Source organism: Micromonospora sp. CPCC 205739 (assembly GCF_036906795.1).
Lineage (GTDB): Bacteria > Actinomycetota > Actinomycetes > Mycobacteriales > Micromonosporaceae > Micromonospora.
Window position 1 is genome coordinate 164,196 of sequence record NZ_JBAKHS010000005.1, and the last position, 23,872, is coordinate 188,067.

A 23,872-nucleotide genomic window follows, 5' to 3' on the forward strand; every position below is an offset into this window, starting at 1 on the left:
CCGCAGTCGCGAATGAAAGGCGGCTCTGATGACGGACGTAGCCAAGCAGACCGAGACGGTCACGCTCACCATCGACGGCGTCGAGGTCACCGCCCCCAAGGGCGCGCTGCTGATCCGGGTCGCCGAGCAGCTGGGCACCGAGATCCCCCGGTTCTGCGACCACCCGCTGCTGGCCCCGGCCGGCGCCTGCCGGCAGTGCCTGGTCGAGGTGGAGGGGCAGCGCAAGCCGGTCGCTTCCTGCACCCAGACCGTCGCCGACGGCATGGTGGTGCGCACCCAGCTCACCTCCCCGGTCGCCAAGAAGGCGCAGGAGGGGGTCATGGAGCTGCTGCTGCTCAACCACCCCCTCGACTGCCCGATGTGCGACAAGGGCGGCGAGTGCCCGCTGCAGAACCAGGCCATGTCCACCGGCCGCACCGACTCCCGGTTCCACGAGCACAAGCGGGAGTACGAGAAGCCGATGCCGATCAGCACCCAGGTGCTGCTCGACCGCGAGCGGTGCGTGCTCTGCCAGCGCTGCACCCGGTTCTCGGAGGAGATCGCCGGCGACAAGTTCATCGACCTGATGGGCCGGTCGTCCGCCGAGGAGATCAACATCTACCGGGACGACGCGTACGGCGCGGAGAGCGGGGACGACAGCGGCGACGTGCCGTTCAACTCCTACTTCTCCGGCAACACCGTGCAGATCTGCCCGGTGGGCGCGCTGACCGGCGCGCAGTACCGGTTCCGGGCCCGCCCGTTCGACCTGGTCTCCAGCCCGAGCGTCTGCGAGCACTGCTCGGCCGGCTGCGCCCAGCGCACCGACTGGCGGCGGGGCAAGGTGCTGCGCCGGCTGGCCGGCGACGACCCCGCGGTGAACGAGGAGTGGAACTGCGACAAGGGGCGGTGGGGCTTCCAGTACACCCGCGCCTTCGACCGGCTCACCACCCCGCTGGTCCGCGACGAGCGCAGCGGTGAGCTGCGCGAGGCGTCCTGGAGCGAGGCGCTGACCCGGGCCGCCGAAGGGCTGCGCGCGGCCCGCGACTCCGGCCAGGGCACCGCGGTGCTCACCGGCGGCCGGCTGACCGTCGAGGACGCCTACGCGTACGCGAAGTTCGCCCGGGTGGCGCTGCGTACCAACGACATCGACTTCCGGGCCCGGCCGGTCTCCCGCGAGGAGTCCGACTTCCTGGCCAGCACGGTCGCCGGGGTCACCGAGGTGACCTACGCCGACGTGGAGAAGGCGCCGGCGGTGGTGCTGGTCGGCCTGGAGCCGGAGGAGGAGTGCCCGATCCTCTTCCTGCGGCTGCGCAAGGCGTACCTGAAGAAGAAGCTGACGGTCTACGCGATCGCCCCGTTCGCCACCCGCGGCCTGGAGAAGCTCGGCGCCAAGCTGGCCCGGGTGGTGCCGGGCGAGGAGGCGAGCGTGCTCGCCGAGCACGACACGGTGGCCGAGGCGCTCAGCGCCGAGGGGGCGATCCTCTTCGTCGGTGAGCGGCTGGCCGGCGTGCCCGGTGCGCTCTCCGCCGCGGCGGACGTCGCCCGGCGTACCGGTGCGCGGCTGGCCTGGGTGCCGCGGCGCGCGGGCGACCGGGGTGCGGTCGACGCGGGCTGCCTGCCCAACCTGCTCCCCGGCGGGCGTCCGGTCACCGAGCCGGCCGCCCGCGCCGAGCTGGGCGAGACCTGGGACATCCCGGCCGGGGTGATCCCCAGCCAGGCCGGGCGGGACACCGACCAGATCGTCGCGGCGGCCGCCAACGGCCAGCTCGGCGCCCTGGTGGTGGCCGGTGTGGACCCGGCCGACCTGGCCGACCCGCGCCTGGCCGAGCAGGCCCTGGACGCGGTGCCGTTCCTGGTCAGCCTGGAGCTGCGCAACTCGGCGGTGGCCCGCCGGGCGGACGTGGTCTTCCCGGTCGCCCCGGTGGTGGAGAAGGCCGGCAGCTTCCTGGACTGGGAGGGCCGGCTGCGCACCTTCGAGGCGGTGCTGCACACCGCTGCGATGACCGACGGCCGGGTGCTGGACGCCCTCGCCGCGCAACTCGACGTCCGGCTGGGCACGGGTGACGTGCCGAGCGTCCGCCGCGAGCTGGGCGGCCTGCCGCCGACCCGGGTCGAGCGCCCGGCCGCGCCGTCCGTCGCGCCGGCCGCGGTGCCGCAGCCCGGCGCCGGCGAGGCGGTGCTCGCCACCTGGCACCAGCTGATCGACCTGGGCAGCCTGACCGACGGCGACGAGCACCTCGCCGGCACCGCCCGCCCGCCGGTGGCCCGGCTGGGCAAGGGCACCGCGGAGGCGCTCGGCGTCGCCGACGGCGACCCGGTGACGGTGGGCACCGACCGGGGGGCGCTGACCCTGCCGGCGGAGATCACCGAGATGCCGGACGGCGTCGTCTGGCTGCCGACCAACTCACCCGGTTCGACCGTCCGGCGCAGCCTCGGCGCGACGTCCGGCGCGGTCGTACGGCTCTCCGTCCCCGCCGCGACCGGCGCGGCCATCCCGGCCGGACGGATCGCGGCGGACGAGGCCGGTCGCCCGGGTCCGCTCCTCAACTCCGGGGGTGTCGCATGACCTTCCTCGCGCAGGACCCGACGCTGGCCGACTTCGGCAGGGACCCGTGGTGGCTGGTCCTCGGCAAGATCGTGTTCGCCTTCGTCTTCGGCCTGCTGGCCACGCTGCTCGGCGTCTGGTTCGAGCGGCGGGTCGTCGGCTACATGCAGGTCCGGCCCGGCCCCAACCAGGTCGGCCCGTTCGGCCTGCTGCAGACCCTCGCCGACGGTCTGAAGATGGCCTTCAAGGAGGACATCCTCCCGCGGGCCGCCGACAAGGTCGTCTACTTCTTCGCGCCGACCATCTCGGTGATCTGCGCGGTCACCGCGCTGTCGGTGGTGCCGTTCGGCCCGATGGTGAGCATCTTCGGCCACTGGACGCCGCTGCAGGTCACCGACGTGCCGGTGGCGGTGCTGGTGCTGCTGGCCTGCTCGTCGATGGGCATCTACGGCATCGTGCTCGGCGGTTGGGCCTCCGGCTCGACGTACCCGCTGCTGGGCGGCCTGCGCTCCAGCGCCCAGATGATCTCGTACGAGGTCGCGATGGGGCTGAGCATCGTGGCGGTGTTCATGACCGCCGGCACGATGTCGACCAGCGGGATCGTCGCCGCCCAGGCGAACGGCACCCAGCTCAGCATCGGCGGCTTCGACCTCCCGGCCCCCGGCTGGTACGCGATCCTGCTGCTGCCGAGCTTCATCATCTTCTTCATCTCCACCGTCGGTGAGACCAACCGGGCGCCGTTCGACCTGCCCGAGGCGGAGTCCGAGCTGGTCGCGGGCTTCATGACCGAGTACAGCTCGCTGAAGTTCGCGCTCTTCATGCTCTCCGAGTACGTGTCGATGGTGACCATGTCCGCGGTCACCACGACGCTCTTCCTCGGCGGCTGGCGGGCACCCGCGCCGATCACCACCTTCTGGGCCGGGGCCAACTCCGGCTGGTGGCCGATGCTCTGGTTCTTCGGCAAGGTGCTGATCCTGGTCTTCGTCTTCGTCTGGCTCCGGGGCACGCTGCCCCGGCTGCGCTACGACCAGTTCATGCGCTTCGGCTGGAAGGTCCTGCTCCCGATCAACCTGGTCTGGATCCTGGTGCTCTCCGGGCTGCGCTCGATCGAGGACTGGCAGTCGCGCGACCGGCTGCTCGCCACCGCCATCGGGGCGGGCGTGCTGCTGCTGGTGACGCTCTTCTGGCCCAGCCGCCGGCCGGAGCCGAAGCAGACCGTGCAGGAACAGGTCAACAGTCGGCCGCACGGCAGCTTCCCGCTGCCACCGATGGACCTTCAGGTACCACCGAGCCCGCGCACCAAGCGCGTGGTCGCCGAGCGGGAGCCGGCCAACATCGCCACCGGCTCGGACTCCAGGGAGGTGTGACGTGGGCGCGATCACCGGAACGTTCAAGGGCTTCGGGGTCACCTTCTCGCACATGTTCAGGAAGGTCGTCACCACCGACTACCCGTTCAAGCCGCCGGTGTCGGCGCCGCGCTACCACGGGCGGCACATCCTCAACCGGCACCCGGACGGCCTGGAGAAGTGCATCGGCTGTGAGCTGTGTGCCTGGGCCTGCCCGGCGGACGCGATCTTCGTCGAGGGTGGCGACAACACCGACGAGCAGCGCTTCTCGCCGGGTGAGCGGTACGCCAGCGTCTACCAGATCAACTACGCCCGGTGCATCTTCTGCGGGCTCTGCATCGAGGCCTGCCCGACCCGTTCGCTGACCATGAGCAACGAGTACGAGCTGGCCCGGGACAACCGGCAGGACCTGATCTTCACCAAGGAGCAGCTGCTCGCGCCGCTGCTGCCGGGGATGGAGCAGCCGCCGCACCCGATGCGGCTGGGCGACAGCGAGAAGGACTACTACGTCGGCGCACTGGAGAACCCGGGCACCTCGGCCGGTGCCGAGCACGCGGCCAACAACCCGGGCCGGTACCAGGTGGAGGAGCACCCCGGGGTGACCTTCCCCGGCGCCGAGCAGCACGCCCAGCGGGCCGCCGCCGACGGGTCCGCGGCAGGCAAGGGAGCGGGAGCATGACCACGCAGACGGTGCTCGCCGCGGCGAGCCAGGTGTCCGGGGGTGAGGAGGTCACCTTCTGGATCCTCGCCCCGCTGGCGCTGATCGGCGCGATCGGCATGGTGTGGGCCCGCAACGCCGTGCACTCGGCGCTCTGGCTGGTGCTGACCATGCTCTGCCTGGGTGTGTTCTACGTGCTCCAGGCGGGCCCGTTCATCGGCATGGTGCAGATCATCGTCTACACCGGCGCGATCATGATGCTCTTCCTCTTCGTGCTGATGCTGGTCGGCCGGGACGCCTCCGACTCGCTGATCGAGACGCTGCGCGGCCAGCGGGTCGCCGCGGTGCTGCTCGGGCTCGGCTTCGCCGGCCTGGTCGGCACCGGCCTGTCCCGGGCGCTCGACGGGGTCACCGCGGTCGGCCTGGAGCAGGCCAACGCCGAGGGGAACGTCCAGGGCATCGCCCGGCTGCTCTTCACCAAGTACGTCTTCGCCTTCGAGCTGACCTCCGCGCTGCTGATCACGGCGGCGGTGGGCGCGATGGTGCTGGCGCACATCGAGCGCAACCGCGAGGACAAGCTGGACCAGGTCGCCACCATGAAGGCGCGGTTCCGGCCCGGCAACTACCCCGGCCCGAAGCCCGGGCCCGGTGTCTTCGCCACCTCCTCGTCGGTGGCCACCCCGGCCCGCCTGCCCGACGGCCGGCTGACCGACCGCAGCACCCCGGCGATCCTGCCGCAGCGCGAGATGACCGCCGAGGAGACCACGTTGAAGGGGACGGACAAGTGACCCCGGACTACTACCTGATCCTCGCCGCGGTGCTCTTTACCATCGGCGCCGTCGGCGTGCTCGTCCGGCGGAACGCGATCGTGCTGTTCATGTGCGTCGAGCTGATGCTCAACGCGGCCAACCTGACGCTGGTCACCTTCAGCCGGATCAACGGTGACCTCAACGGCCAGATCATGGCGTTCTTCGTGATGGTGGTGGCCGCGGCCGAGGTCGTGGTCGGGCTCGCGATCATCATGTCGATCTTCCGGACTCGGCGCTCCGCGAGCGTCGACGACGCCAACCTGCTGAAGTACTAGAGGGGTCCCGGTGGAAGAGACCGTTCGATACGCCGAAGCCTCGGGGCTCCTCGGCAGCGTCTGGCTGCTGGTGGCGATCCCGCTGGTCAGCGCGGCGATCCTGCTGCTGCTCGGCCGGCGGGCCGACCGCTGGGGGCACTGGCTCGGCGTGGCGGCGATCGGCGCCGCGTTCGTGCTCGGGCTCAGCTACTTCTTCCAGCTCCGCGGCCTGGACAACAAGTCCGTCGAGCTGAGCCTGTGGGACTTCATCACGGTCGGCAACCTGAAGGTGGACTTCGGTCTGCTCTTCGACCCGCTGGCCGCGGTCTTCGTCCTGCTGATCACCGGGGTGGGTTTCCTGATCCACCTCTACGCGGTCGAGTACATGGCGCACGACGAGGGCCGGCGACGGTTCTTCGGGTACTTCAACCTCTTCGTCGCCGCGATGCTGCTGCTGGTGCTCGGCAACAACTACGTGATGCTCTACTTCGGCTGGGAGGGCGTCGGTCTGGCGTCGTACCTGCTGATCTCCTTCTGGTACGGGCGGCCGAGCGCGGCCACCGCCGGCAAGAAGGCGTTCCTGATGAACCGGGTCGGCGACGCCGGCCTGGCGATCGGCATCTTCATCATGTTCGCCACCCTCGGCACCACCCAGTACGACGAGGTCTTCAACGGCGTCGGCGCGCTCCAGGCCGGCACCGTGCTGGCGCTGGGCCTGCTGCTGCTGCTCGGCGCGGCCGGCAAGTCCGGTCAGTTCCCGCTCCAGGCCTGGCTGCCGGACGCGATGGAGGGCCCGACCCCGGTGTCGGCGCTCATCCATGCCGCCACCATGGTCACCGCGGGCGTCTACCTGATCGCCCGCTCCAACCCGATCTTCTCGGCCAATGCCACGCTCCAGCTCGTCGTGGTGAGCGTCGGCGCGCTGACCCTGCTGATGGGCTGCGTCATCGGCGCCGCCAAGGACGACATCAAGCGGGTGCTGGCCTGGTCGACGGTGAGCCAGATCGGCTACATGTTCCTCGGCGTCGGCCTGGGCGGCGCGGCGTACGCGCTGGCCATCGTGCACCTGCTGGCGCACGGCTTCTTCAAGGCCAACATGTTCCTCGGCGCCGGCTCGGTCATGCACGGCATGAACGACCAGGTGGACATCCGGCGCTTCGGCGGCCTGTCGAAGTACATGAAGGTCACCTGGATCACCTTCATGATGGGCTGGCTCGCCATCATCGGCATGTTCCCCTTCTCCGGCTTCTTCTCCAAGGAGCCGATCATCGTGGCCGCCTTCGAGCGGGAGGGCTGGACGGCCTGGCTCTTCGGTGGCGCCGCGCTGCTCGGCGCCGGGCTGACCGCCTTCTACATGACGCGGCTCTTCGTGCTCACCTTCCACGGGCCGAAGCGGTGGACCGAGGAGATCGAGCACCCGCACGAGTCGCCGAAGCTGATGACCATCCCGCTGATCCTGTTGGCGATCGGCTCGGTCGGGGCCGGCTTCCTGATGGCCACCTCGGTGCCGGACTGGCTGGAGGCCACCGCCGGTCTCGGCGGCCAGGAGGAGGGCCACCACGCGGTGCTGTCGCACGGCGTGATCACCGCGCTGTCGCTGCTGATCACCGTGCTCGGCGCCGGGCTGGCCTGGATGCTGTTCCGCAACGGCACGGCCACCGCCCCGCAGCCGGCCGGCGTGCTGGTCACCGCGGCCCGGCGCAACCTCTACACCGACGCCTTCAACGAGGCGGTCTTCGAGAAGCCGGGCATCTTCCTCACCCGGGCGTTGGTCTTCCTCGACAACCGGGGCGTCGACGGTCTGGTCAACGGCCTCGCCGCGGCGGTCGGCGGTGGCTCGGGCCGGCTCCGGCGGCTGCAGACCGGCTTCGTCCGGTCGTACGCGACGTCCATCCTCACCGGCGCGCTGCTCGTGATGGCGGCATTCCTGGCCGTGCAGGCGGGGTGGCTGTCGTGATCGACCTCTTCCCGGCCGCCGCCGGCGGACCACGCAGTGACGACGGAGGTAAGGCCGAATAATGTCCAACTTCCCGTTCCTCTCGGTGCTGACCGTGGCACCGCTGGTCGGCGCCCTGGTGGTGGCCTTCCTGCCGCGTCGCCGGCCGGAGCTGGCCAAGCAGGTGGCGTTCGGCTGGTCGCTGCTGGTGCTGGTGCTCTCCGTGGTCATGTGGATCTCGTTCCAGACCGGCGGCGACCGGCTCCAGTTCCGTGAGTCGTACCCGTGGATCCCGAACTGGGGCGTCAACTTCACCTTCGCCGCCGACGGCATCGCGCTGGTCATGCTGATGCTGATCGCGGTGCTGGTGCCGCTGGTGATCCTGGCGTCCTGGCACGACGCCGAGGCGTCGAAGCGGTCGGTGCCGGTCTACTTCGCCCTGCTGCTCATCCTCGAGAGCACGATGATCGGCGTCTTCGCCGCCGCCGACGTCTTCCTGTTCTACGTGTTCTTCGAGGTCATGCTGGTGCCGATGTACTTCCTGATCGGCAGCTACGGCGGCCACCAGCGGCAGTACGCGGCGGTGAAGTTCTTCCTCTACTCGCTCGTCGGCGGTCTGTTCATGCTCGCCGCGGTGATCGGCCTCTGGGTGGTCGGCGGGAAGACCTTCGACTGGCAGGCGCTGACCCAGGTGGACATCTCCACCGGCACCGAGCGCTGGCTCTTCCTCGGCTTCTTCCTGGCCTTCGCCATCAAGGCGCCGTTCTTCCCGTTCCACACCTGGCTGCCGGACGCCGGTGGCGCCGCCCCGGCCGGGGCGGCCGCCCTGCTGGTCGGCGTGCTCGACAAGGTCGGGACGTTCGGCATCCTGCGCTACTGCCTGCCGCTCTTCCCCGAGGCGTCGAAGTGGTTCGCCCCCTGGGCGCTGGCGCTGGGCCTGATCGGCATCATCTACGCGGCGCTGCTGGCGGTCGGCCAGTCCGACCTGAAGCGGCTGGTGTCGTACACCTCGATCGCGCACTTCGGCTTCATCGGCGTCGGCATCTTCGCCTTCACCACCCAGGCCGGCACCGGTGCGGTGCTCTACATGCTCAACCACGGGCTCGCCACCGGCCTGCTCTTCCTGGTGGTGGGCATGCTGATCGCCCGCCGCGGCTCGGCCCTGATCAAGGACTTCGGCGGGGCGGGCAAGCTGGTGCCGCTGCTGGCCGGGGTGCTCTTCTTCGCCGGTCTGGCCTCGCTGGCGCTGCCCGGCACCGCGCCGTTCGTCTCCGAGTTCCTGGTGCTGATCGGCACCTTCACGGTGAACAAGCCGGTCGCGGTGATCGCCACGCTCGGCATCATCCTGGCCGCCGCGTACGTGCTCTGGATGGTGCAGCGCACCACGCAGGGCACGCTCAACCCGGAGCTGACCGAGGTCGAGGCCATGCGCCGTGACCTCAGCCTGCGCGAGAAGGTCGTGGTCGCACCCCTGATCGCCCTGATCGTGCTGCTCGGCTTCTACCCCAAGCCGGTCACCGACGTCATCAACCCCGCCATCCAGGCGACCATGAACGACGTCGGCCGGACCGATCCCGCCCCGACGGTCGGCAGCGTCCAGGAGGCCGCAAAATGACCGAGCTGAAGTTGCCGTCGATCGACTACGCGGCGCTCGCTCCGATCCTGATCATGCTGGGCGCCGCCCTGCTCGGCGTGCTGGTGGAGGCCTTCGTGCCGCGCCGCCGCCGGCACGTGGTGCAGCTGTCGCTCGCCCTGCTGGCGGTGCTCGCCGCGCTGGTGATGGTGGTGCTCAACGCCGACGACCGGCTGCTCACCGCCGGCGGGGCGATCGCGGTGGACGGCCCCACCCTCTTCCTCCAGGGCGCCATCCTGGTGCTCGCCGCGATGGCGCTGCTGCTGATCGGCGACCGCACGGTGGAGCGCGGCGGGGCGTTCGTCGCCCAGGCCGCGGTCACCGCCGAGTCGGCCGACGACCGGCGGCAGGCCGAGGGGAGCAACGGCGCCACCGAGGTGTACCCGCTGACCACCTTCGCGATCGGCGGCATGCTGATCTTCGTGGCGGCGAACGACCTGCTGACCATGTTCATCGCGCTGGAGGTCTTCTCCCTGCCGCTCTACCTGCTCTGCGCGCTGGCCCGTCGCCGGCGGCTGCTGAGCCAGGAAGCGGCGATGAAGTACTTCCTGCTCGGGGCGTACGCGTCGGCGTTCTTCCTGTTCGGCGTGGCGCTGATCTACGGCTTCACCGCCGGGATGCCGGGCCGGTCGGCCGGCGTCGACTTCGCCACCGTGCACGCCGCGGTGAAGGAGTCGCCCGCCAGCCCGGTGCTGCTCTTCGCCGGCATGGCCCTGCTCTCCATCGGCCTGCTCTTCAAGGCCGCCGCGGCGCCGTTCCACGTCTGGACCCCCGACGTCTACCAGGGCGCCCCGACGCCGGTCACCGGCTTCATGGCGGCCTGCACCAAGGTGGCCGCCTTCGGTGCGCTGCTGCGGGTGTTCCACGTGGCGTTCGCCGACGCGGCCTGGGACTTCACCCCGGTCCTCGGGGCGGTCGCGGTGCTCACCATGTTGGTCGGCGCGGTGCTGGCGGTCACCCAGACCGACATCAAGCGGCTGCTGGCGTACTCCTCGATCGCCAACGCCGGCTACCTGCTGGTCGGGGTGCTCGCCCCGACCGGTGAGGGCGTCTCCGGCACGATGTTCTACCTGGCCGCATACGGCTTCTCGGTGCTCGCCGCGTTCGCCGTGGTGACCCTGGTCCGGGACGCGGACGGGGAGGCCACCCACCTGTCCCGCTGGGCGGGGCTGGGCCGCCGGTCGCCGTTCTACGCCGGCATCTTCACCTTCATCCTGCTGGCCTTCGCCGGTATCCCGCTCACCAGCGGCTTCACCAGCAAGTTCGCGGTCTTCGGCCCGGCGCTGGAGAGCGGCCACGCCTGGCTGGTGGTGGCCGGTGTGCTGACCAGCATGGTGCTGGCCTTCCCGTACCTGCGGGTCGTGGTGATGATGTGGCTCTCCGAGCCGGGCGAGACCACCCCGACCGTGGCGGTGCCGGGCGGGCTGACCGCGACGGCGCTCATGATCGGCGTGGTGGCCACCCTGGTCCTGGGCGTGGCCCCGGCCCCGCTGCTCGACCTGGCCACGGACGCCGCCGCGTTCGTACGGTGAGACGCCTGCGTGACGATGCGGGGCCGGTGCGCGGTGGCGCGCCGGCCCCGCGCCTGTATCCCCGCCCCGGAGCAGGTCGAACGGGTGTGGCATGGTTGATGGCGTGGTGATTCCGGCTGGCGAGCGTTCAGGCGTCGTCGGCTCCGGCGGTCGTCGGAGCCGGGCGGGCACGAGTCAGGTCGGCGCGCTCGGCGTCTATCTCGCCGATCCGCGCGTCGAGGCCTCCGTGCTGGGCCTGCTCGACTCCGTCGAGGCCGAGCTGCGGGCCAGTGTGGCCAGCGCCGACCCCTTCGTCACCGAGGCCGCCCGGCACCTGGTGGAGGCCGGCGGCAAGCGGTTCCGGCCGCTGCTGGTGGCGCTGGGCGCCCAGTTCGGTGACCCGGAGGGCCCGCAGGTCGTCCCGGCCGCGGTGGTGATGGAGCTCACCCACCTGGCGACGCTCTACCACGACGACGTGATGGACGAGGCGGCCGTGCGGCGGGGCGCTCCGAGCGCCAACTCCCGCTGGACCAACTCGGTGGCGATCCTGGTCGGCGACTACCTCTTCGCCCGGGCCGCGGACATCGCCGCCGACCTGGGCACCGAGGCCGTCCGGCTGCAGGCGCGCACCTTCGCCCGGCTGGTGCACGGGCAGATCGCCGAGACCGTCGGCCCGCGGGCCGGCGAGGACCCGGTCGCGCACTACCTGCACGTGATCGCCGAGAAGACCGGCTCGCTGATCGCCACCTCCGCCCGCTTCGGCGGCATGTTCGGCGGGGCGTCGGCCGAGCACACCGAGGCCCTCGCGGGCTACGGCGAGACCATCGGGGTGGCCTTCCAGCTCTCCGACGACCTGCTCGACATCGCCAGCGAGTCGGTGCAGTCGGGCAAGACGCCCGGCACCGACCTGCGCGAGGGTGTGCCGACGCTGCCGGTGCTCTACGCCCGGGCCGCCGACGACTCCGACGCCGCCTCGGTGCGGCTGCGCGAGATCCTGGCCACCGGCCCGCTGGTCGACGACGCGCTGCACGCCGAGGCGCTCGGCCTGCTCCGCGAGTCTCCGGCGCTCAAGCGCGCGCGGGAGACCGTCCGCAGCTACGCCGAGGACGCCCGCTCGCAGCTCGCCCCGCTCCCGCAGGGCCCGGCCCGCCGCGCCCTCGAATCCCTCTGCGACTACATCGCCGACCGCACCAGCTAACCCCCCCCGGGACCCCCCCGCGCGCTCATCCTCCGCGTCGATCATGAAGTTGGCGGCACTCTTCGCGATCCACTTCGCCGTCAACTTCATGATCAACGGACAGGATCGGGGGCGGGTCAGTCAGCGGGGGTGGGTGAGCATGCGGCTGCCTAGGAGCATGAGGGCGGCGGCGGCCAGCATCGCGGCGGCGGCGGTCAGCCACATGGTGGGGTAGCCGGCGGTGGCGGCGGTTGCGCCGAGGGCGAGCGGGCCGAGGCAGCCGCCCGCGTACACCCCGGTCTGGGTGATCGAGGTGGCGGCGGCCGGCGCCTGCGGGTGCAGCTTGACCACCGCGAAGTTCATCAGCCCCGGCCAGGCCCAGCCGAGGCCGAAGCCGAGCACCACGCCGACCATGAGCGGCACCGCGCCGGTCAGGGCGAGCAGCCCCAGCCCGCCCGCGCCCACCACCAGCATCCCGGCGATCACGGCCACGTGCCCCTCGGCCCGCCGGTCGGCGAGCCAACCCGCCCCGACCCGGGCGGTGACGCAGACCGCGCTGCCCAGGGTGAGGGTCAGCCCGGCCAGCCCCGGCGCCAGACCGCGCGCCACCGACGAGTCCACCACGAAGGTGCCCAGGGCGTTGGCCGCCGCCGCGGCGAGGGTCGCGGCCACCCCGACCACCACCAGGGCCGCGGTGGCCCGCCCGCCGCGCGCTGCGGCGGCCTTCCGGGCCGGTCCGGCCTCCCCCGGGGGTACGGCGGGCAGGGCGGCCAGCGCGGCGCCGGCCGCCGCCACGAACGCCCAGCGCCAGCCGGCGGTGAGGGCGATGGTGGGCACCGCGGCGCCGGCCAGCAGGGTGGAGACCGGGATGGCCGCCTGCTTCACCCCGAACGACAGGCCCTGCCGCCGGGCCGGCACGTGCCGGGCCAGCGCCGCGTTGCTGGCGAGCTGCCCGAGCGCGTTCGCGGCGGCGCTCAACCCGAGCAGGGCGACCAGCACCGGGTACGACCGGGCGCCCACCGCGATGGCGAGCAGGCAGCCGGCCGCCAGCAGGATGCCGGCGCGGGCCACCACCGCCGGGCCGTACCGCTCGACGAGGCGGCCGGACGGCACCGAGGCCAGCGCGCTGATGCCGAAGTAGACCGACACGGCCAGGCCCAGACCGGCGGGGGAGAAACCGAGGTCGTCACCCATCTGCACGGCCAGGCCGCCGACGAGGAAGACCGGCAGGACCGAGGCGATGGTGGTGGCGATGGCGCCGGCACCGGCCCGCAGCGGGGGTACGGCCGGCCGGCGGGGCGAGGGGGTGAGCGCGGTGTCGGTCATCGTCCGGCCAACCTACGTGAGCCCAGCTCACGGGGGCTCGGCGTGTCGCAGCGATACACGCCACATGCGACCAGATCCGGAATCCTCGACCCGAACGGGCGTTCCGTCCCCGGGCGGTTTTTCATATGGTGTAAGTCCCCCGGCTGCGGAGGTGGTTGTGCGCGACCCCCTGGCGGAGCCTTCGGATCTCATCCGGAGCGTCTCCCGCGCGCTACGCGTTCTCGAGTCGGTCGGTCGCGCCCCCAAGGGACTGACCGTCAAGCAGATCGCCCGGCGCTGCGAGCTGACCGTGGCCACCACCTACCACCTGGTCCGCACCCTGGCCTACGAGGGCTACGTGATCCGGCGCGAGGACGGCACGTACATCGTGGGTCTGGAGATCGCCGACCGGTACCGGGAACTGGTCACCGCCTTCCGGGGGCCGCCAGCGGTCGGGGAGACGCTGCGCCGGGCCGCCGCCGACACCGGCTGGAGCCACTACCTGGGCCGATTCGTCGGCGGCCAGGTGGCGGTCACGGCGGTCGCCGAGGGGCCGCGCTCGCCGCACCTGGAGGATCTGGTCCCCGGCTTCGACGAGGGGGCGCACGCCACCGCCCTCGGCAAGAGCCTGCTCGCCACCCTCACCGCCGAGCAGCGCTTCCGCTACCTGCGCGAGTACGGCATGCGCCCGTTCACCACGGCCACCCTGACCAGTGTCGAGGCGTTCGAGGCCGACCTGGCCGCCGGGGACCGGCGCGGCATGCAGCTGGAGCTGGGGCAGTTCCGGCAGGGAGTGGCATGCGCCTCGGTGCTGGTCACCCCGGACAAGGACATGGAACGCCGGGTCGTGCTCGCCTGCGCGCTGCCGGCCAGCGAGATGATGACCTCCGCCCGGGTGGTCCGGGCCAAGCTGCTCACCGTCGCCCGCGCCGTAGCCGACGGCATCGCCGCCGACGTCTGACCTTCCCACGCCCCCGCCACTGCCCCGCGCCGTGCTGCTCCGCGCCGTGCGCGCCCCGTTTGCGGCGTGTCGGGGTGACCGACGGCCGGGACACCCCGACACGCCGCAAAGCGGGGGCGGCGGGGGTGGCAGGCCCGGGGCGAACGCCGAAGGGCCCCTCCGCACCGGAGGGGCCTTTCGCGGACGGTCCGAGGCCGGGCCGCCGGGGTGGGGTCAGCTGCCGATCGGGCCGCCGTCCAGCCGCCAGGTGACGACCACGCCCGGCTTGGCGTAGTCACCGTCGGGCCAGGTGGACGCCGGCTTCTCCACGGAGGCGCCGGTGATCTCACCGGGGTGCTGCACGGCCACGAAGACCGAGCGGTTGTCGCCGGTGATGAACGGGCCGCAGGTCTCGGCGCCGACCGGCACGGTGAGGAACTGCTTCAGGTGCCCCCGCTCCGGGCCCTCGATCGCGGTGGCGAAGAGGCCGTCGTTGCTGCCCAGCGCGTTGCCGTCGGTGGAGATCCAGAGGTTGCCGGCGGCGTCGAAGGCGACGTTGTCCGGGCAGGAGATCGGCGAGACCTTGGTCTTGTCGTACCCGGCGAAGTAGGTCGACGGGTCGCTCGGGTCGCCGGCCACGATCGGCAGCGACCAGGCGAAGCTCTCCGCGGTGTTGTCGCCCCGGTCCTCGACCAGCTCCAGGATCTGGCCGTGCTTGTTGAGGTTGCGCGGGTTGGCCTCGTCGGCTCCCGGCTTGCCCGGCTTGCCCCGGTCGGTGTTGTTGGTCAGCGCCACGTACACCTTGCCGGTGAGCAGGCTCGGCTCGACGTCCTCCGGCCGGTCCATCTTGGTCGCGCCGACCTTGTCGCCGGCGAGCCGGGTGAAGGTGAGCACCTCGGCGGCGGTCATCCCGTCGACGTACGAGCGGCCGCCGCTGACCAGCTTGATCCACCGGCCGCGGCCGTCGAACGCGCCGTCGGCCGGGAGCTTGCCCGAGCCGTCGATCTCGGCGGCGCTGGTCTGCGCGAACTGCGCCACGTAGAGCGTGCCGGACTCCAGCAGGGTCAGGTTGTGCTTGCGGGCCACCCACGAGTCGCCCGGCAGGAACTTCTTGTCGGAGACGAACTTGTAGAGGTAGTCGAAGCGCTCGTCGTCGCCCATGTACGCGACCACGTGCCCGCTCTTCGCCACGATCACGTTGGCGCCCTCGTGCTTGAACCGGCCCAGCGCGGTGTGCTTGCGCGGGCGGCTCTCCGGGTCGAACGGGTCGATCTCGACGATCCACCCGAAGCGGTGCGCCTCGTTGGGGTGCTTCGACAGGTCGAAGCGCTCGTCGGCCCGCTCCCACTTGCGGCTGCCGCTGGGGTAGCGGGCGGTGGTGGTGATGCCGTAGCGGGCCAGCTTCGGCTTCAGCTCCTCCGCAGCGGCGTCCGCCCCGACGAAGTACTGGTTGAAGTTCTCCTCGCCGGAGAGCACCGTGCCCCACGGGGTGACCCCGCCGGCGCAGTTGTTCAGCGTGCCCACGACCGTACGACCCTTCGGGTCGGCGGCGGTGCGCAGCCAGGCCGAGCCGGCGGCCGGCCCGGTCAGCTCGAACTTGGTGGCCAGCGCGGTGACCCGCCGGTTGTACGGCCGGCGGCCGCTCGCGACCGGACGCCACTGCCCGGTGCCGTCGACCCGCTCCAGCTCCACCACGGACATGCCGTGCGCGGCCATCGCCGTGCGCAGCTGCTCCACGGTCAGCGCGTCGAGGCCGGTGAAGCCGGGGAACATCAGGTCCTCGTTGGTGTACTCGTGGTTGACCACGAGCAGCGCCCGCCGGCCCCGCCGGTCCAGCGACAGCACCCCGACGAAGTCGTTGTTGTAGCCGAACTGCTTCGACTGCGCGGCGGCGTGCTGCCCGTGCAGGTCGAACTCCGGGGCGCCGGGGACCACCGGGTCGCCCCAGCGGATGACCACCGCGTGGTCGTACCCGTTGGGGACGACCAGGGTGTCGAGCTGGTTCGGCGGGATCGGCGTGAAGGTCAGCGCGCCGGTGGACGGCTGCGGGCGGCCGAAGTCGGTCGCCTCGGGCACCACCGGTGTGCCGGGGGCGGCGGCGGCCGGGGCGGCCCCGGCCAGCGCGCCGCCGAAGCCGAGCACCAGCGCGCCGGCCGCGCCGGCCCGGACCACGCCGCGCCGGGACACCTCGGCGGAGACCAGGTCCCCGAAGTACGCGTTGTCGGAGGAGTTGGGCACCGGGTGGTCGCAGGCGTTGCCGCACCGGTACAGGCAGGTCATCGCATCGCGGCTGCCGTGGCGGGTGGCATCCAGCAACGGAAGCAGCCGGGGACGGTTGCTCATTTCAGGAGCCTCCTGGAAGCAAGGTCGGTGGCACGCCGGATCACCCCCGATCGACGTGCGTACCGGCCGGAGGCTGCCAGGGCCCGGTGAGCGGTCGCCGGACTCGGTGTGAACCGGATGTGAACAGCGGTCGCAGGTGAACCGATCGGCGTGACGGCGCGTATCCACGGGCGAACGCATTCGCCGCACTCGCCGCGGAGAGCGAGGGGATCACCATCAGCGACCACGACGCCCAACTGCTGCGCGCGCTGCACGACGAGCACGCGGAGGCGCTGTACGCGCACGCGCTCCGGCTGGTCAACGGCGACCGGACGCGGGCCGAGGACCTGGTGCAGGAGACCCTGCTGCGGGCCTGGCGCCACCCCGAGTCGCTCGACCCGCGGCGCGGCTCCGTGCGCGCCTGGCTCTTCACCACCGCACGGAACCTGGCGATCGACGCGTGGCGCCGCCGGTCCACCCGGGTCGGTGAGGTGTTCACCGACGACCTGCCCGAGCCGCCGGAGGCGGTCGACGAAGCGGAGCGCGCGGTGGAGGCGTGGACCGTCGCCGAGGCCCTGAACCGGCTCAGCCCCACCCACCGGGAGGTACTGGTCGAGTGCTTCTACCAGGGGCGTTCGGTGGCCGAGGCCGCCGCCCGGCTCGGCGTCCCGCCGGGGACGGTCAAGTCCCGCACCCACTACGCGCTGCGCTCACTACGGTTGGTCCTGGCCGAGATGGGGGTGACCGGATGACCCGCTGCGAGTTCGCGCACGACGACGGCGCGTACGTGCTGGGCGCCCTCGCTCCCGCCGACCGCGCCGCGTACGAGCGGCACCTGGCCGGCTGTGCGGCCTGCCGGGAGGCGGTCGCGGAGATCGCCGTGCTCCCCGGACTGCTCGGCCGGCTCGACCCGGCCGCGCTGGACGAGTTCCTGCCCCCGCCGCAGGAGCCGAACCGGGTCCCCACGCTGATCGCCGCCGCACGGGAGCGCCGGCGCCGCGAACGCTCCGGCGCGCGCCGGCGGTACGCGCTCACCGCCCTGGCCGCCGCCGCGCTCGCCCTGGTGGTGGGCGTCGGCGGTGCGGCCGTGCTGCGCCCTCCCGCGCCGCCGCAGCCGACCGTCCAGGCGGTGCGGATGGTCGCCATGCAGCCGGTGGCGGCGAAGGTGCCGGTGCACGCCGAGATCGGGCTGACCGGCACCGACTGGGGTACCGAGGTCACCATGCGCTGCGGGTACGACGCGACCGCCGGCTACGGCAAGGCGTACACGTTCCGGCTGGTGGCGCACGGCCCGGACGGCGCGACGGAGCAGATCGGCTCGTGGCTGGCCGCGCCCGGCGACGACGTGCGCCTCACCGGCGCGACCCGCTTCACCGACGCGGAGCTGGTCCGGCTGGAGCTGGTCCGCGCCGACGGCACCGCCGTCCTCGGCTACGACGTGCGCTGATCCCCGGTCACCGCCCGGCGGCGGTGACCGGGACCGGGGTGCGGGTGGCGGCGCGGGTCCGGCGGGTGTGCCGCACCGCGTCCACCGTGAAGACGATCAGCGCGACCCAGACCAGGGTGAAGCCGGCCAGGCGCGCCGGCGGCATCGGCTCGTGGAAGATCAGCACCCCGCAGCCGAGCTGAAGGATCGGGGCGAGGTACTGCAACATGCCCAGGCTGGAGAGCGGGAGCCGGTTGGCCGCCCCGGCGAAGAGCAGCAGCGGCACGGCGGTGGCCGCGCCGGCCAGCACCAGCAGCAGGGTGTGCCCGACCGAGACGTGCCCGAAGGTCGACTCCCCGCCCCGCGCCAGCCACCCCAGGTACGCCACGGCGGGCAGCGCCAGCACCGCCGACTCGACGAAGAGCCCTTCCGCGGCGGGCAGCCCGAGCCGCTTCTTGACCAGGCCGTAGCCGGCGAAGCTGAAGGCCAGCGTCAACGCCAGGTACGGCAGCCGGCCGTAGTCGACGGTGAGCACGACGACGGCCGCCGCGCCGACGCCGAGCGCCGCCCACTGCGCTGGGCGCAGCCGCTCACGCAGCACGAAGACGCCGATCAGCACCACGACGAGCGGGTTGATGAAGTAACCGAGCGCGGTCTCCACCACCCGGTCGGAGTTGACCCCGTAGATGTAGGTGCCCCAGTTGACCGCGATCAGCGCGGCCGCGACGGCGATGCCGGCCAGCGTCCGTGGCCGACGGGCCAGCGCGCGCAGGAAGCCGATGTTGCGCATCGCGGCCAGCAGCAGCGCGACGAAGAGCACCGACCAGACGATCCGGTGGGCCAGGATCTCCACCGGCCCGGCCGGGCGCAGCAGCTTCAGGTAGATCGGGAAGAAGCCCCAGAGCAGGTACGCACCGAAGCCGTACAGGTAGCCGAGCCGGACCGCGTTCACCCCTCCACCGTAAGGGGCGGAACGGGTGTCTGTTCCTTTCCGGTGACCTGGTTCACCGGACGGTGGTCCAGTTCCATCCAGTGGCCCGGCTCGACCGGGTGGAAGCCGACCTTCGCGTACACCCCGTGGGCGTCGAGGGTGGCCAGCAGGATCCGGCGCACACCCAGCCCGGCCAGGTGGTCCCGGACTGCGGTGGCCAGCCAGGTGCCCAGCCCGCGTCCGCGCTCCTGCGGTGCCACGTAGACGTCGCAGAGCCAGGCGAAGGTGGCCCGGTCCGTGATCACCCGGGCCACCGCCACCTGCTCGCCGTCGCGGTGAATGCTGTACGGGATCGAGCCGGCGAAGGCGCGCGCCACCGTCTCCCGGCTCCGCCCGAGCGCCCAGTACGCGTCGGTGGAGAGCCAGCGGTGCACCCGGTCCAGGTCGATCCGGTCGGGGTCGGTGCTGAGCAGGTAGCCGTCGTCACGGGTCAGGGTGAACACGCCGGCCACGCTAATCCGGTCCACCCCGGACCGCGCGAGCCAATTCCCGGCCGCTGGCCGTCGCTCGCGCCCGGGCGTCGCGCCTGCGCGTCCCGCCCGGGCGTCGCCGGGGTCAGTCGCGGTCGAGGATGGCGCCGAGGATCCAGGTCACGATGCTGACGAAGAGCGCGCCGAGCACCGCCTCCGGCCAGAAGCTGTCGACGTGGAAGGGTAGCCCGGCCTCACCGGCGATCCAGCTCGTCAGCAGGAAGAGCAGGCCGTTGACCACCAGCGCGATCAGACCGAGCGTCAGCAGGTAGAAGCCGCAGCCGACAGACTTGATGATCGGCTGGAGCACCGCGTTGACCACACCGAAGATCACCGCCACCAGCAGCAGCGTGGTGACCGTCTCGACGGCCGAGTCGGAGTCCAGGGTGATGCCCGGGATGAGCAGCGTCGCCAGCCAGAAGGCGACCGCCGTGGAGCCCAGCCGGATCAGGAGGCCCTTCAGAAAACTCATGGCGGGGATCGTGCCACGCAAGGTCCACCACGGGAACCCTCCGCGTGCCCCGGCTTCAGCTGCGGGCCGGCCGGCCGATCAGCTGCGACTCGATCGGGGTGGGCGAGAGCAGCGCCCAGCGCAGCGCCCGACGGTTCACCACCGCCACCATGTCGTCCCGGATCCGGGTCAGCCACTCCGCCGAGCCGCCGAGGCCGAGCGCCGCGCCGGCCAGCGTCGCCTCCCGCTGGTCCAGCGGTTGCAGCACCGCCAGGTCGGCCCGGCCCAGGACGTCCGCGTCGGCCGCGGTCAGCTCGTCCCGCACCACCAGGGTCGCCTGCCAGGCCGGGCCGGGACCGGGATCGTCGGCCGCCGCGCCCGCGTCGACCACCAGCAGCAGGGGAGACAGCGGTGAGCCCGGTGCCCCGGCCAGCGGGCGGCCCGGCGGGAGGACCGCGATGCCGCCTCCGGTGCCGCCCACCCCCCGCACGAAGGGCTCCCAGACCCGCGGCCGGCCGGTGCGTACCGCCACCCGGGCGCCCAGCGCCATCGCCCGCAGTACCAGCAACTGCGCCGCGCGGACCCCGCCGACCAGCACCAGCCGGGTGCCTTCGGCGCGGAACAGGCGCAGGGTCACCGCGCCGCCGTGCCGGTTGGCGCCCACCATCAGACCGGCGTCGCCGAGGGACAGCTCCAGCGGCTCCGGGTCCGGGCCGGGCGGGACCGGGCCGCCGGTCACCGCGAGCGGCAACGTGGCGGCCAGGGCGTCGAGGTGCGCACCGTCGAGCCGGCGTACCTCGCCGCCGGCGTCGGCGACGAGCCGGTGCAGCGCCTGGTCGGCCAGCGCCAGCTCGTCGGGGGTCCGGGCGGTCAGCCGTACCGTCAGCTCGGCCGGCACCGGCGCGGCGTCGGCGCCGGTGCGCGGGCCGGCGCAGAGCGACACGCTGGTCGCCGTGGCCGGCAACGCCAGCAGCCGGGACACCAGCCGCCGGCCCAGGTCCGTGCGCGGGTCGGGCCAGCGAGCCAGCCGGAAGCCGGCCTGGAGGAGGTCGGCGGAGCGCACCGCCGGCCAGGTCTCCCGGGTCGGCCGGGCACCGTCGTGGTGGGCCAGTTCCCCGAGTACGCGCAGCGCCGCGTGCTCGCCGAGCGGTCGGGCGCCGACCGGGCCGAGTCGCCGCACGATCCGGCGCACGGTGCCGGAGAGGGCCCTTCGCAGCTCCTCGTCCGACCAGCCGTCCACCCGCAGCGCCCGCACGGCGAGCAGCGCCCGTTCCTGCCCCGGCAACCGCCCCTCGGTCAGCTGCCGGTACGAGGTCCCCACCGTCCCGCCCGCCGCGCCGGGCGCCGGGGCGGGAGCGGCGTGCAGCAGGAGCTGGACCCGCACCGGCGGCTGCTCGGTCGCGGCCGGGGGCAGCAGCGCAGCGGGCCCCGGCAGCGCACGAGGGCCGTCGCCGAGCAGGTCGCCGAGATCGCCCAGCTCGATCAGCGCGGCCAGCCCGGTGGCGTCGTCGACCACGGCGGCGGGCCCGCCGGCCAGCTCCGCCGACCGCACGGTGGCACCGGGAAGCACCAGGTCCAGCAGCGCGGCCGGGCCGGCTGCCGGGGCGAGCAGCCGCCGCCGGGTCGCGTACGCCAGGCCGGTGCCCAGCCACTCGAACAGCCATCGGCCCCGCCGGCGCACCCAGGCGGCGGCGAGCAGCAGCCCGGCGGCGACCAGGGCGAGCGCGGTCGCCACCACGCCCCGGCCGAGGGCCGCCACCGGCAGCGCCACCGCGACCTGCGCGGCGACGATCTGACCGGCGCGGACGGCGGTCGACCGACGGGCGGCGACCGCACTCCACTGTGGCGGAAGGGGCTGGCGGGAGGTCGGCCGCGCCGTCGTGCTCGCCGTCACCGCGTCTCCTCCGCTCGACGTGCCGGACCGCCTCGCGGGGCCGCCGGACTCCCGGCGCGCACCGTACCGCGACGGCGGCGTGACCCATGGTAAGGGTCCTCCCCGTTGCCCGTTGTCCACAGGGGAACCCGAGGGGGTAGCACAACCGCGATCGGGCCGCTACCGTCAGCGACGAGTTCGGCTGACCGTACCGCCGTGGGCCCCCGCCCAGAGGCGTCCATGGATCGTCCGACGGCAGCCACGACCCCAGAGACGAGGTGACGTCCGGGTGGCGCAGACCCAGGCAGAAGCCGCGGTGATGCAGCAGACCGCCGCGAAGTTCGAGCAGGTGGACCAGTCGCTGCAGAGCATGCTCAGCGGCCTGATGGCCGAGCTGGAGGTGTTGCAGCAGGCCTGGCGCGGCGCCGGTGGCCGCTCGTTCGAGCAGGTCAAGCAGCAGTGGTCGCAGGACCAGGCGGCCCTGCAGCGGGCCCTGCGGGAGACCGCGTCGGCGATCCGCACCGCCGGTCGGCAGTACGACGTGTCCGACGACGAGGCGGCCGGCCGGATCGCCGGCACCAACCGCGGCATCCAGTTGCCGCTCTAACCACACGCAGGGGGAGGAGCACCCGATGGACCACGGTGTCCTGGTCGTCAACTTCGCCGCGCTGCAGCAGGCCAGCGCGGACATCCAGAAGGCGTTGAACACGCTCGACTCGCAGCTCGGTCAGTTGGAGCGGGACGCCGCCCCACTGGTGGCGAACTGGACCGGCGAGGCGCAGCAGGCGTACGAGCAGCGGCAGGCGCGGTGGCGGTCCGCCTCGCAGGACCTGCAGGCCATGCTGCGCGACATCAAGCTCGCGGTGAACGACTCCGCCACCGACTACCTCGACACGGAGAAGAGGAACGTCGGCCTGTTCCAGTGAGCCCGGCCGCACGGCGGCGCCGACCATCGGAGTGGGCGCCGCCGTCGCCGTGCCCGGACCGGGGAAGGCTCAGGCCGGTCCGGCCGGACGCCAGCCCCGCCGGGTGCCGCGCGGCAGCACCAGGGCGAGCAGCACCGCCGCCGCGACGGCCGTACCGGTGACCCCGGCGACCAGCAGGGCCTTCTCCCGCGCCGCCGCACGCCGCGCCCGCTGGGCCAGCAGCGCCGGGTCGGGCCGGTCCGCCGGCAGGGCGGCCGCCGCGCGTACGCCCGTCGTCGGGGCCGCCCCGGTCTCGGTGACCGCCCGGTACGGGTTCAGCACGCCCGCGCCGTACCCGCCCCGACCGTCACCCGGCGCCGGGTCGGTGCTGCCGACGATCCGCCGCGCCACCTGCGCCGCGGTCAGGTCGGGTCGATACTGCCGGACCAGCGCCGCGGTGGCGGCCACGAAGGGCGTCGCGTAGCTGGTGCCCTCGGCCCGATGGTGCCCCTGCTCCGGCGCGGCCATCAGCACGTCGCTGCCGGGCGCCACCAGGTCGACGTAGGAGCCCGTCTGGGAGAAGGCGGCGCGGCTGCCGTCCGGGGCGATGGCACCGACCCCCAGCACCCCCTCGTACGACGCCGGGTACGGGCGGGGGTCACCGCTGTCGTGCAGATTGCCGGCGGCGGCCACCACCACCACGTCCCGGCGCACCGCGTACGCCACCGCCTCCCGGACGGCGGGATTGTCCGCGTACAGCACGACGGAGAGGTTCAGCACGTCGGCGTCGTGGTCCACCGCCCACCGGATGGCCCGGGCGAAGTCCGCCGCGCTGACCGTGCGCCCCGACTCCCGACCCTCCACCACCTGCTGCTCGCTCACCCGCACCGGCAGGATGCGGGCCCGGGGCGCCAGCCCGTGGAAGGCGATGCCGTCGGTGGACCCGGCCGCGACGATGCTGGCCACCCCGGTTCCGTGGCCGGCGCAGTCGCGGGTGCCGTCGCCGCCCGGGTCGAGGAAGTCCGCGCCGTCCAGCACCCGGCCACGCAGTTGCGGGTGCCGCCGGTCCACCCCCGAGTCGATCACCGCGACGGTGACCCCCGCGCCGGTGGCGAGCGGCGCCAGCCGTTCCGGCGCGTACCGGCGCTGGGCCCACGGCACGGCGGTGACCGAGCGGGCCGGGGCGAGCGGGGCGGAGCAGGCCGGTGCGGCGGCCCGGGCGGAGGTGCCCGACGACACGGCGAGCGCCGGCAGGCCGGTCAGCAGGACCGCCGCCAGACCGGCGAGGGTCGATCGCGCGCTGGGCCGGTACATCGACCGCCTCCGTATCGTGTCGACTCC

The 23,872-nt window shown here is 73.0% G+C and carries 21 protein-coding genes; 14 read left to right on the forward strand and 7 right to left on the reverse strand.

Annotation, left to right across the window (positions count from 1 at the left end):
- The first annotated feature begins 28 nt into the window (after nucleotides 1-28).
- From V6U88_RS11120 to V6U88_RS11160, 9 genes are all read left to right on the forward strand, one after another.
- Complete coding sequence (locus tag V6U88_RS11120; protein WP_334452162.1) at nucleotides 29-2,545, forward strand: NADH-quinone oxidoreductase subunit G; 2,517 nt, start codon at nucleotides 29-31, stop codon at nucleotides 2,543-2,545.
- Complete coding sequence (nuoH, locus tag V6U88_RS11125) at nucleotides 2,542-3,891, forward strand: NADH-quinone oxidoreductase subunit NuoH (RefSeq protein ID WP_334452164.1); 1,350 nt, start codon at nucleotides 2,542-2,544, stop codon at nucleotides 3,889-3,891. Before V6U88_RS11120 ends, nuoH begins: the two co-directional genes overlap by 4 nt.
- 1 nt (nucleotide 3,892) lies before the next feature.
- Nucleotides 3,893-4,549, forward strand: a complete 657-nt coding sequence (nuoI, locus tag V6U88_RS11130) for an NADH-quinone oxidoreductase subunit NuoI (protein ID WP_334452166.1) — start codon at nucleotides 3,893-3,895, stop codon at nucleotides 4,547-4,549.
- The gene (locus tag V6U88_RS11135; protein ID WP_334452168.1) at nucleotides 4,546-5,316 is read left to right on the forward strand and encodes an NADH-quinone oxidoreductase subunit J; all 771 of its coding nucleotides are present in this window, start codon (nucleotides 4,546-4,548) and stop codon (nucleotides 5,314-5,316) included. Before nuoI ends, V6U88_RS11135 begins: the two co-directional genes overlap by 4 nt.
- The gene (gene nuoK / locus V6U88_RS11140; RefSeq protein WP_088959269.1) at nucleotides 5,313-5,612 is read left to right on the forward strand and encodes an NADH-quinone oxidoreductase subunit NuoK; all 300 of its coding nucleotides are present in this window, start codon (nucleotides 5,313-5,315) and stop codon (nucleotides 5,610-5,612) included. Before V6U88_RS11135 ends, nuoK begins: the two co-directional genes overlap by 4 nt.
- Nucleotides 5,613-5,622: 10 nt before the next feature.
- Nucleotides 5,623-7,548: an NADH-quinone oxidoreductase subunit L gene (gene nuoL, locus V6U88_RS11145; protein ID WP_334452175.1), complete on the forward strand. Its 1,926-nt coding sequence runs from the start codon at nucleotides 5,623-5,625 to the stop codon at nucleotides 7,546-7,548.
- Between the two features lie 61 nt (nucleotides 7,549-7,609).
- A complete protein-coding gene (locus tag V6U88_RS11150) occupies nucleotides 7,610-9,142 on the forward strand; it encodes an NADH-quinone oxidoreductase subunit M (protein ID WP_334452177.1) in 1,533 nt (510 codons plus the stop codon).
- On the forward strand, nucleotides 9,139-10,692 hold the full coding sequence (gene nuoN, locus V6U88_RS11155; protein WP_334452179.1) for an NADH-quinone oxidoreductase subunit NuoN: 1,554 nt from the start codon (nucleotides 9,139-9,141) through the stop codon (nucleotides 10,690-10,692). Before V6U88_RS11150 ends, nuoN begins: the two co-directional genes overlap by 4 nt.
- 91 nt (nucleotides 10,693-10,783) lie before the next feature.
- Nucleotides 10,784-11,869, forward strand: a complete 1,086-nt coding sequence (locus V6U88_RS11160) for a polyprenyl synthetase family protein (RefSeq protein ID WP_334452181.1) — start codon at nucleotides 10,784-10,786, stop codon at nucleotides 11,867-11,869.
- A gap of 120 nt (nucleotides 11,870-11,989) precedes the next feature.
- Here V6U88_RS11160 and V6U88_RS11165 read toward each other — a convergent pair whose 3' ends face one another.
- Entirely contained in the window at nucleotides 11,990-13,174 is a 1,185-nt protein-coding gene (locus V6U88_RS11165; RefSeq protein ID WP_334452183.1) for an MFS transporter, read from the reverse strand.
- 157 nt (nucleotides 13,175-13,331) lie between these two features.
- Here V6U88_RS11165 and V6U88_RS11170 point away from each other — a divergent pair, with 157 nt between their 5' ends.
- Nucleotides 13,332-14,114, forward strand: coding sequence for an IclR family transcriptional regulator (locus V6U88_RS11170; RefSeq protein ID WP_334452185.1), 783 nt, complete (start codon nucleotides 13,332-13,334; stop codon nucleotides 14,112-14,114).
- 213 nt (nucleotides 14,115-14,327) lie between these two features.
- Here the strand turns inward: V6U88_RS11170 and V6U88_RS11175 are convergent, their stop codons facing one another.
- A complete protein-coding gene (locus V6U88_RS11175) occupies nucleotides 14,328-16,436 on the reverse strand; it encodes a PhoX family protein (RefSeq protein WP_334452187.1) in 2,109 nt (702 codons plus the stop codon).
- 236 nt (nucleotides 16,437-16,672) lie between these two features.
- Here V6U88_RS11175 and V6U88_RS11180 point away from each other — a divergent pair, with 236 nt between their 5' ends.
- Both V6U88_RS11180 and V6U88_RS11185 read left to right on the forward strand, forming a co-directional pair.
- Nucleotides 16,673-17,167 carry a sigma-70 family RNA polymerase sigma factor gene (locus tag V6U88_RS11180; RefSeq protein ID WP_088959261.1) on the forward strand — a complete coding sequence of 165 codons (495 nt, stop codon included), beginning with the start codon at nucleotides 16,673-16,675 and terminating at the stop codon, nucleotides 17,165-17,167.
- A complete protein-coding gene (locus V6U88_RS11185; protein ID WP_334452189.1) occupies nucleotides 17,164-17,862 on the forward strand; it encodes an anti-sigma factor family protein in 699 nt (232 codons plus the stop codon). Before V6U88_RS11180 ends, V6U88_RS11185 begins: the two co-directional genes overlap by 4 nt.
- Before the next feature lie 7 nt (nucleotides 17,863-17,869).
- Here V6U88_RS11185 and rarD read toward each other — a convergent pair whose 3' ends face one another.
- The 4 genes from rarD to eccE all read right to left on the reverse strand — a co-directional run bounded on the left by rarD (nucleotide 17,870) and on the right by eccE (nucleotide 21,767).
- On the reverse strand, nucleotides 17,870-18,793 hold the full coding sequence (gene rarD, locus V6U88_RS11190) for an EamA family transporter RarD (RefSeq protein ID WP_334452191.1): 924 nt from the start codon (nucleotides 18,791-18,793) through the stop codon (nucleotides 17,870-17,872).
- A complete protein-coding gene (locus V6U88_RS11195) occupies nucleotides 18,790-19,275 on the reverse strand; it encodes a GNAT family N-acetyltransferase (RefSeq protein WP_334452194.1) in 486 nt (161 codons plus the stop codon). Before V6U88_RS11195 ends, rarD begins: the two co-directional genes overlap by 4 nt.
- A 112-nt stretch (nucleotides 19,276-19,387) precedes the next feature.
- Entirely contained in the window at nucleotides 19,388-19,774 is a 387-nt protein-coding gene (locus tag V6U88_RS11200; RefSeq protein ID WP_334452196.1) for a phage holin family protein, read from the reverse strand.
- Between the two features lie 55 nt (nucleotides 19,775-19,829).
- A complete protein-coding gene (eccE, locus tag V6U88_RS11205) occupies nucleotides 19,830-21,767 on the reverse strand; it encodes a type VII secretion protein EccE (protein ID WP_442934614.1) in 1,938 nt (645 codons plus the stop codon).
- Between the two features lie 148 nt (nucleotides 21,768-21,915).
- Between eccE and V6U88_RS11210 the strand changes: the two genes are divergently transcribed.
- On the forward strand, nucleotides 21,916-22,233 hold the full coding sequence (locus tag V6U88_RS11210; protein ID WP_334452200.1) for a WXG100 family type VII secretion target: 318 nt from the start codon (nucleotides 21,916-21,918) through the stop codon (nucleotides 22,231-22,233).
- A gap of 25 nt (nucleotides 22,234-22,258) precedes the next feature.
- The gene (locus V6U88_RS11215) at nucleotides 22,259-22,552 is read left to right on the forward strand and encodes a WXG100 family type VII secretion target (protein ID WP_334452202.1); all 294 of its coding nucleotides are present in this window, start codon (nucleotides 22,259-22,261) and stop codon (nucleotides 22,550-22,552) included.
- A gap of 69 nt (nucleotides 22,553-22,621) precedes the next feature.
- On the opposite strand, the gene mycP is transcribed toward V6U88_RS11215, so the two are convergent.
- Nucleotides 22,622-23,845 (reverse strand): type VII secretion-associated serine protease mycosin, encoded by a 1,224-nt coding sequence (mycP, locus tag V6U88_RS11220; protein ID WP_334452205.1) that lies wholly within the window; start codon nucleotides 23,843-23,845, stop codon nucleotides 22,622-22,624.
- Between the last annotated feature and the right edge of the window lie 27 nt (nucleotides 23,846-23,872).

Excerpts from the sequence above, each read along its gene's own strand:
- V6U88_RS11200 (WP_334452196.1), bottom strand. The coding sequence starts at position 19,774 with ATGAGTTTTCTGAAGGGCCTCCTGATCCGGCTGGGCTCCACGGCGGTC.
- V6U88_RS11165 (WP_334452183.1), bottom strand. The coding sequence starts at position 13,174 with ATGACCGACACCGCGCTCACCCCCTCGCCCCGCCGGCCGGCCGTACCC.
- V6U88_RS11150 (WP_334452177.1), top strand. The coding sequence starts at position 7,610 with ATGTCCAACTTCCCGTTCCTCTCGGTGCTGACCGTGGCACCGCTGGTC.
- V6U88_RS11185 (WP_334452189.1), top strand. The coding sequence starts at position 17,164 with ATGACCCGCTGCGAGTTCGCGCACGACGACGGCGCGTACGTGCTGGGC.
- V6U88_RS11135 (WP_334452168.1), top strand. The coding sequence starts at position 4,546 with ATGACCACGCAGACGGTGCTCGCCGCGGCGAGCCAGGTGTCCGGGGGT.
- nuoH (WP_334452164.1), top strand. The coding sequence starts at position 2,542 with ATGACCTTCCTCGCGCAGGACCCGACGCTGGCCGACTTCGGCAGGGAC.
- V6U88_RS11160 (WP_334452181.1), top strand. The coding sequence starts at position 10,784 with ATGGTTGATGGCGTGGTGATTCCGGCTGGCGAGCGTTCAGGCGTCGTC.
- V6U88_RS11215 (WP_334452202.1), top strand. The coding sequence starts at position 22,259 with ATGGACCACGGTGTCCTGGTCGTCAACTTCGCCGCGCTGCAGCAGGCC.
- nuoN (WP_334452179.1), top strand. The coding sequence starts at position 9,139 with ATGACCGAGCTGAAGTTGCCGTCGATCGACTACGCGGCGCTCGCTCCG.
- V6U88_RS11120 (WP_334452162.1), top strand. The coding sequence starts at position 29 with ATGACGGACGTAGCCAAGCAGACCGAGACGGTCACGCTCACCATCGAC.
- mycP (WP_334452205.1), bottom strand. The coding sequence starts at position 23,845 with ATGTACCGGCCCAGCGCGCGATCGACCCTCGCCGGTCTGGCGGCGGTC.
- V6U88_RS11175 (WP_334452187.1), bottom strand. The coding sequence starts at position 16,436 with ATGAGCAACCGTCCCCGGCTGCTTCCGTTGCTGGATGCCACCCGCCAC.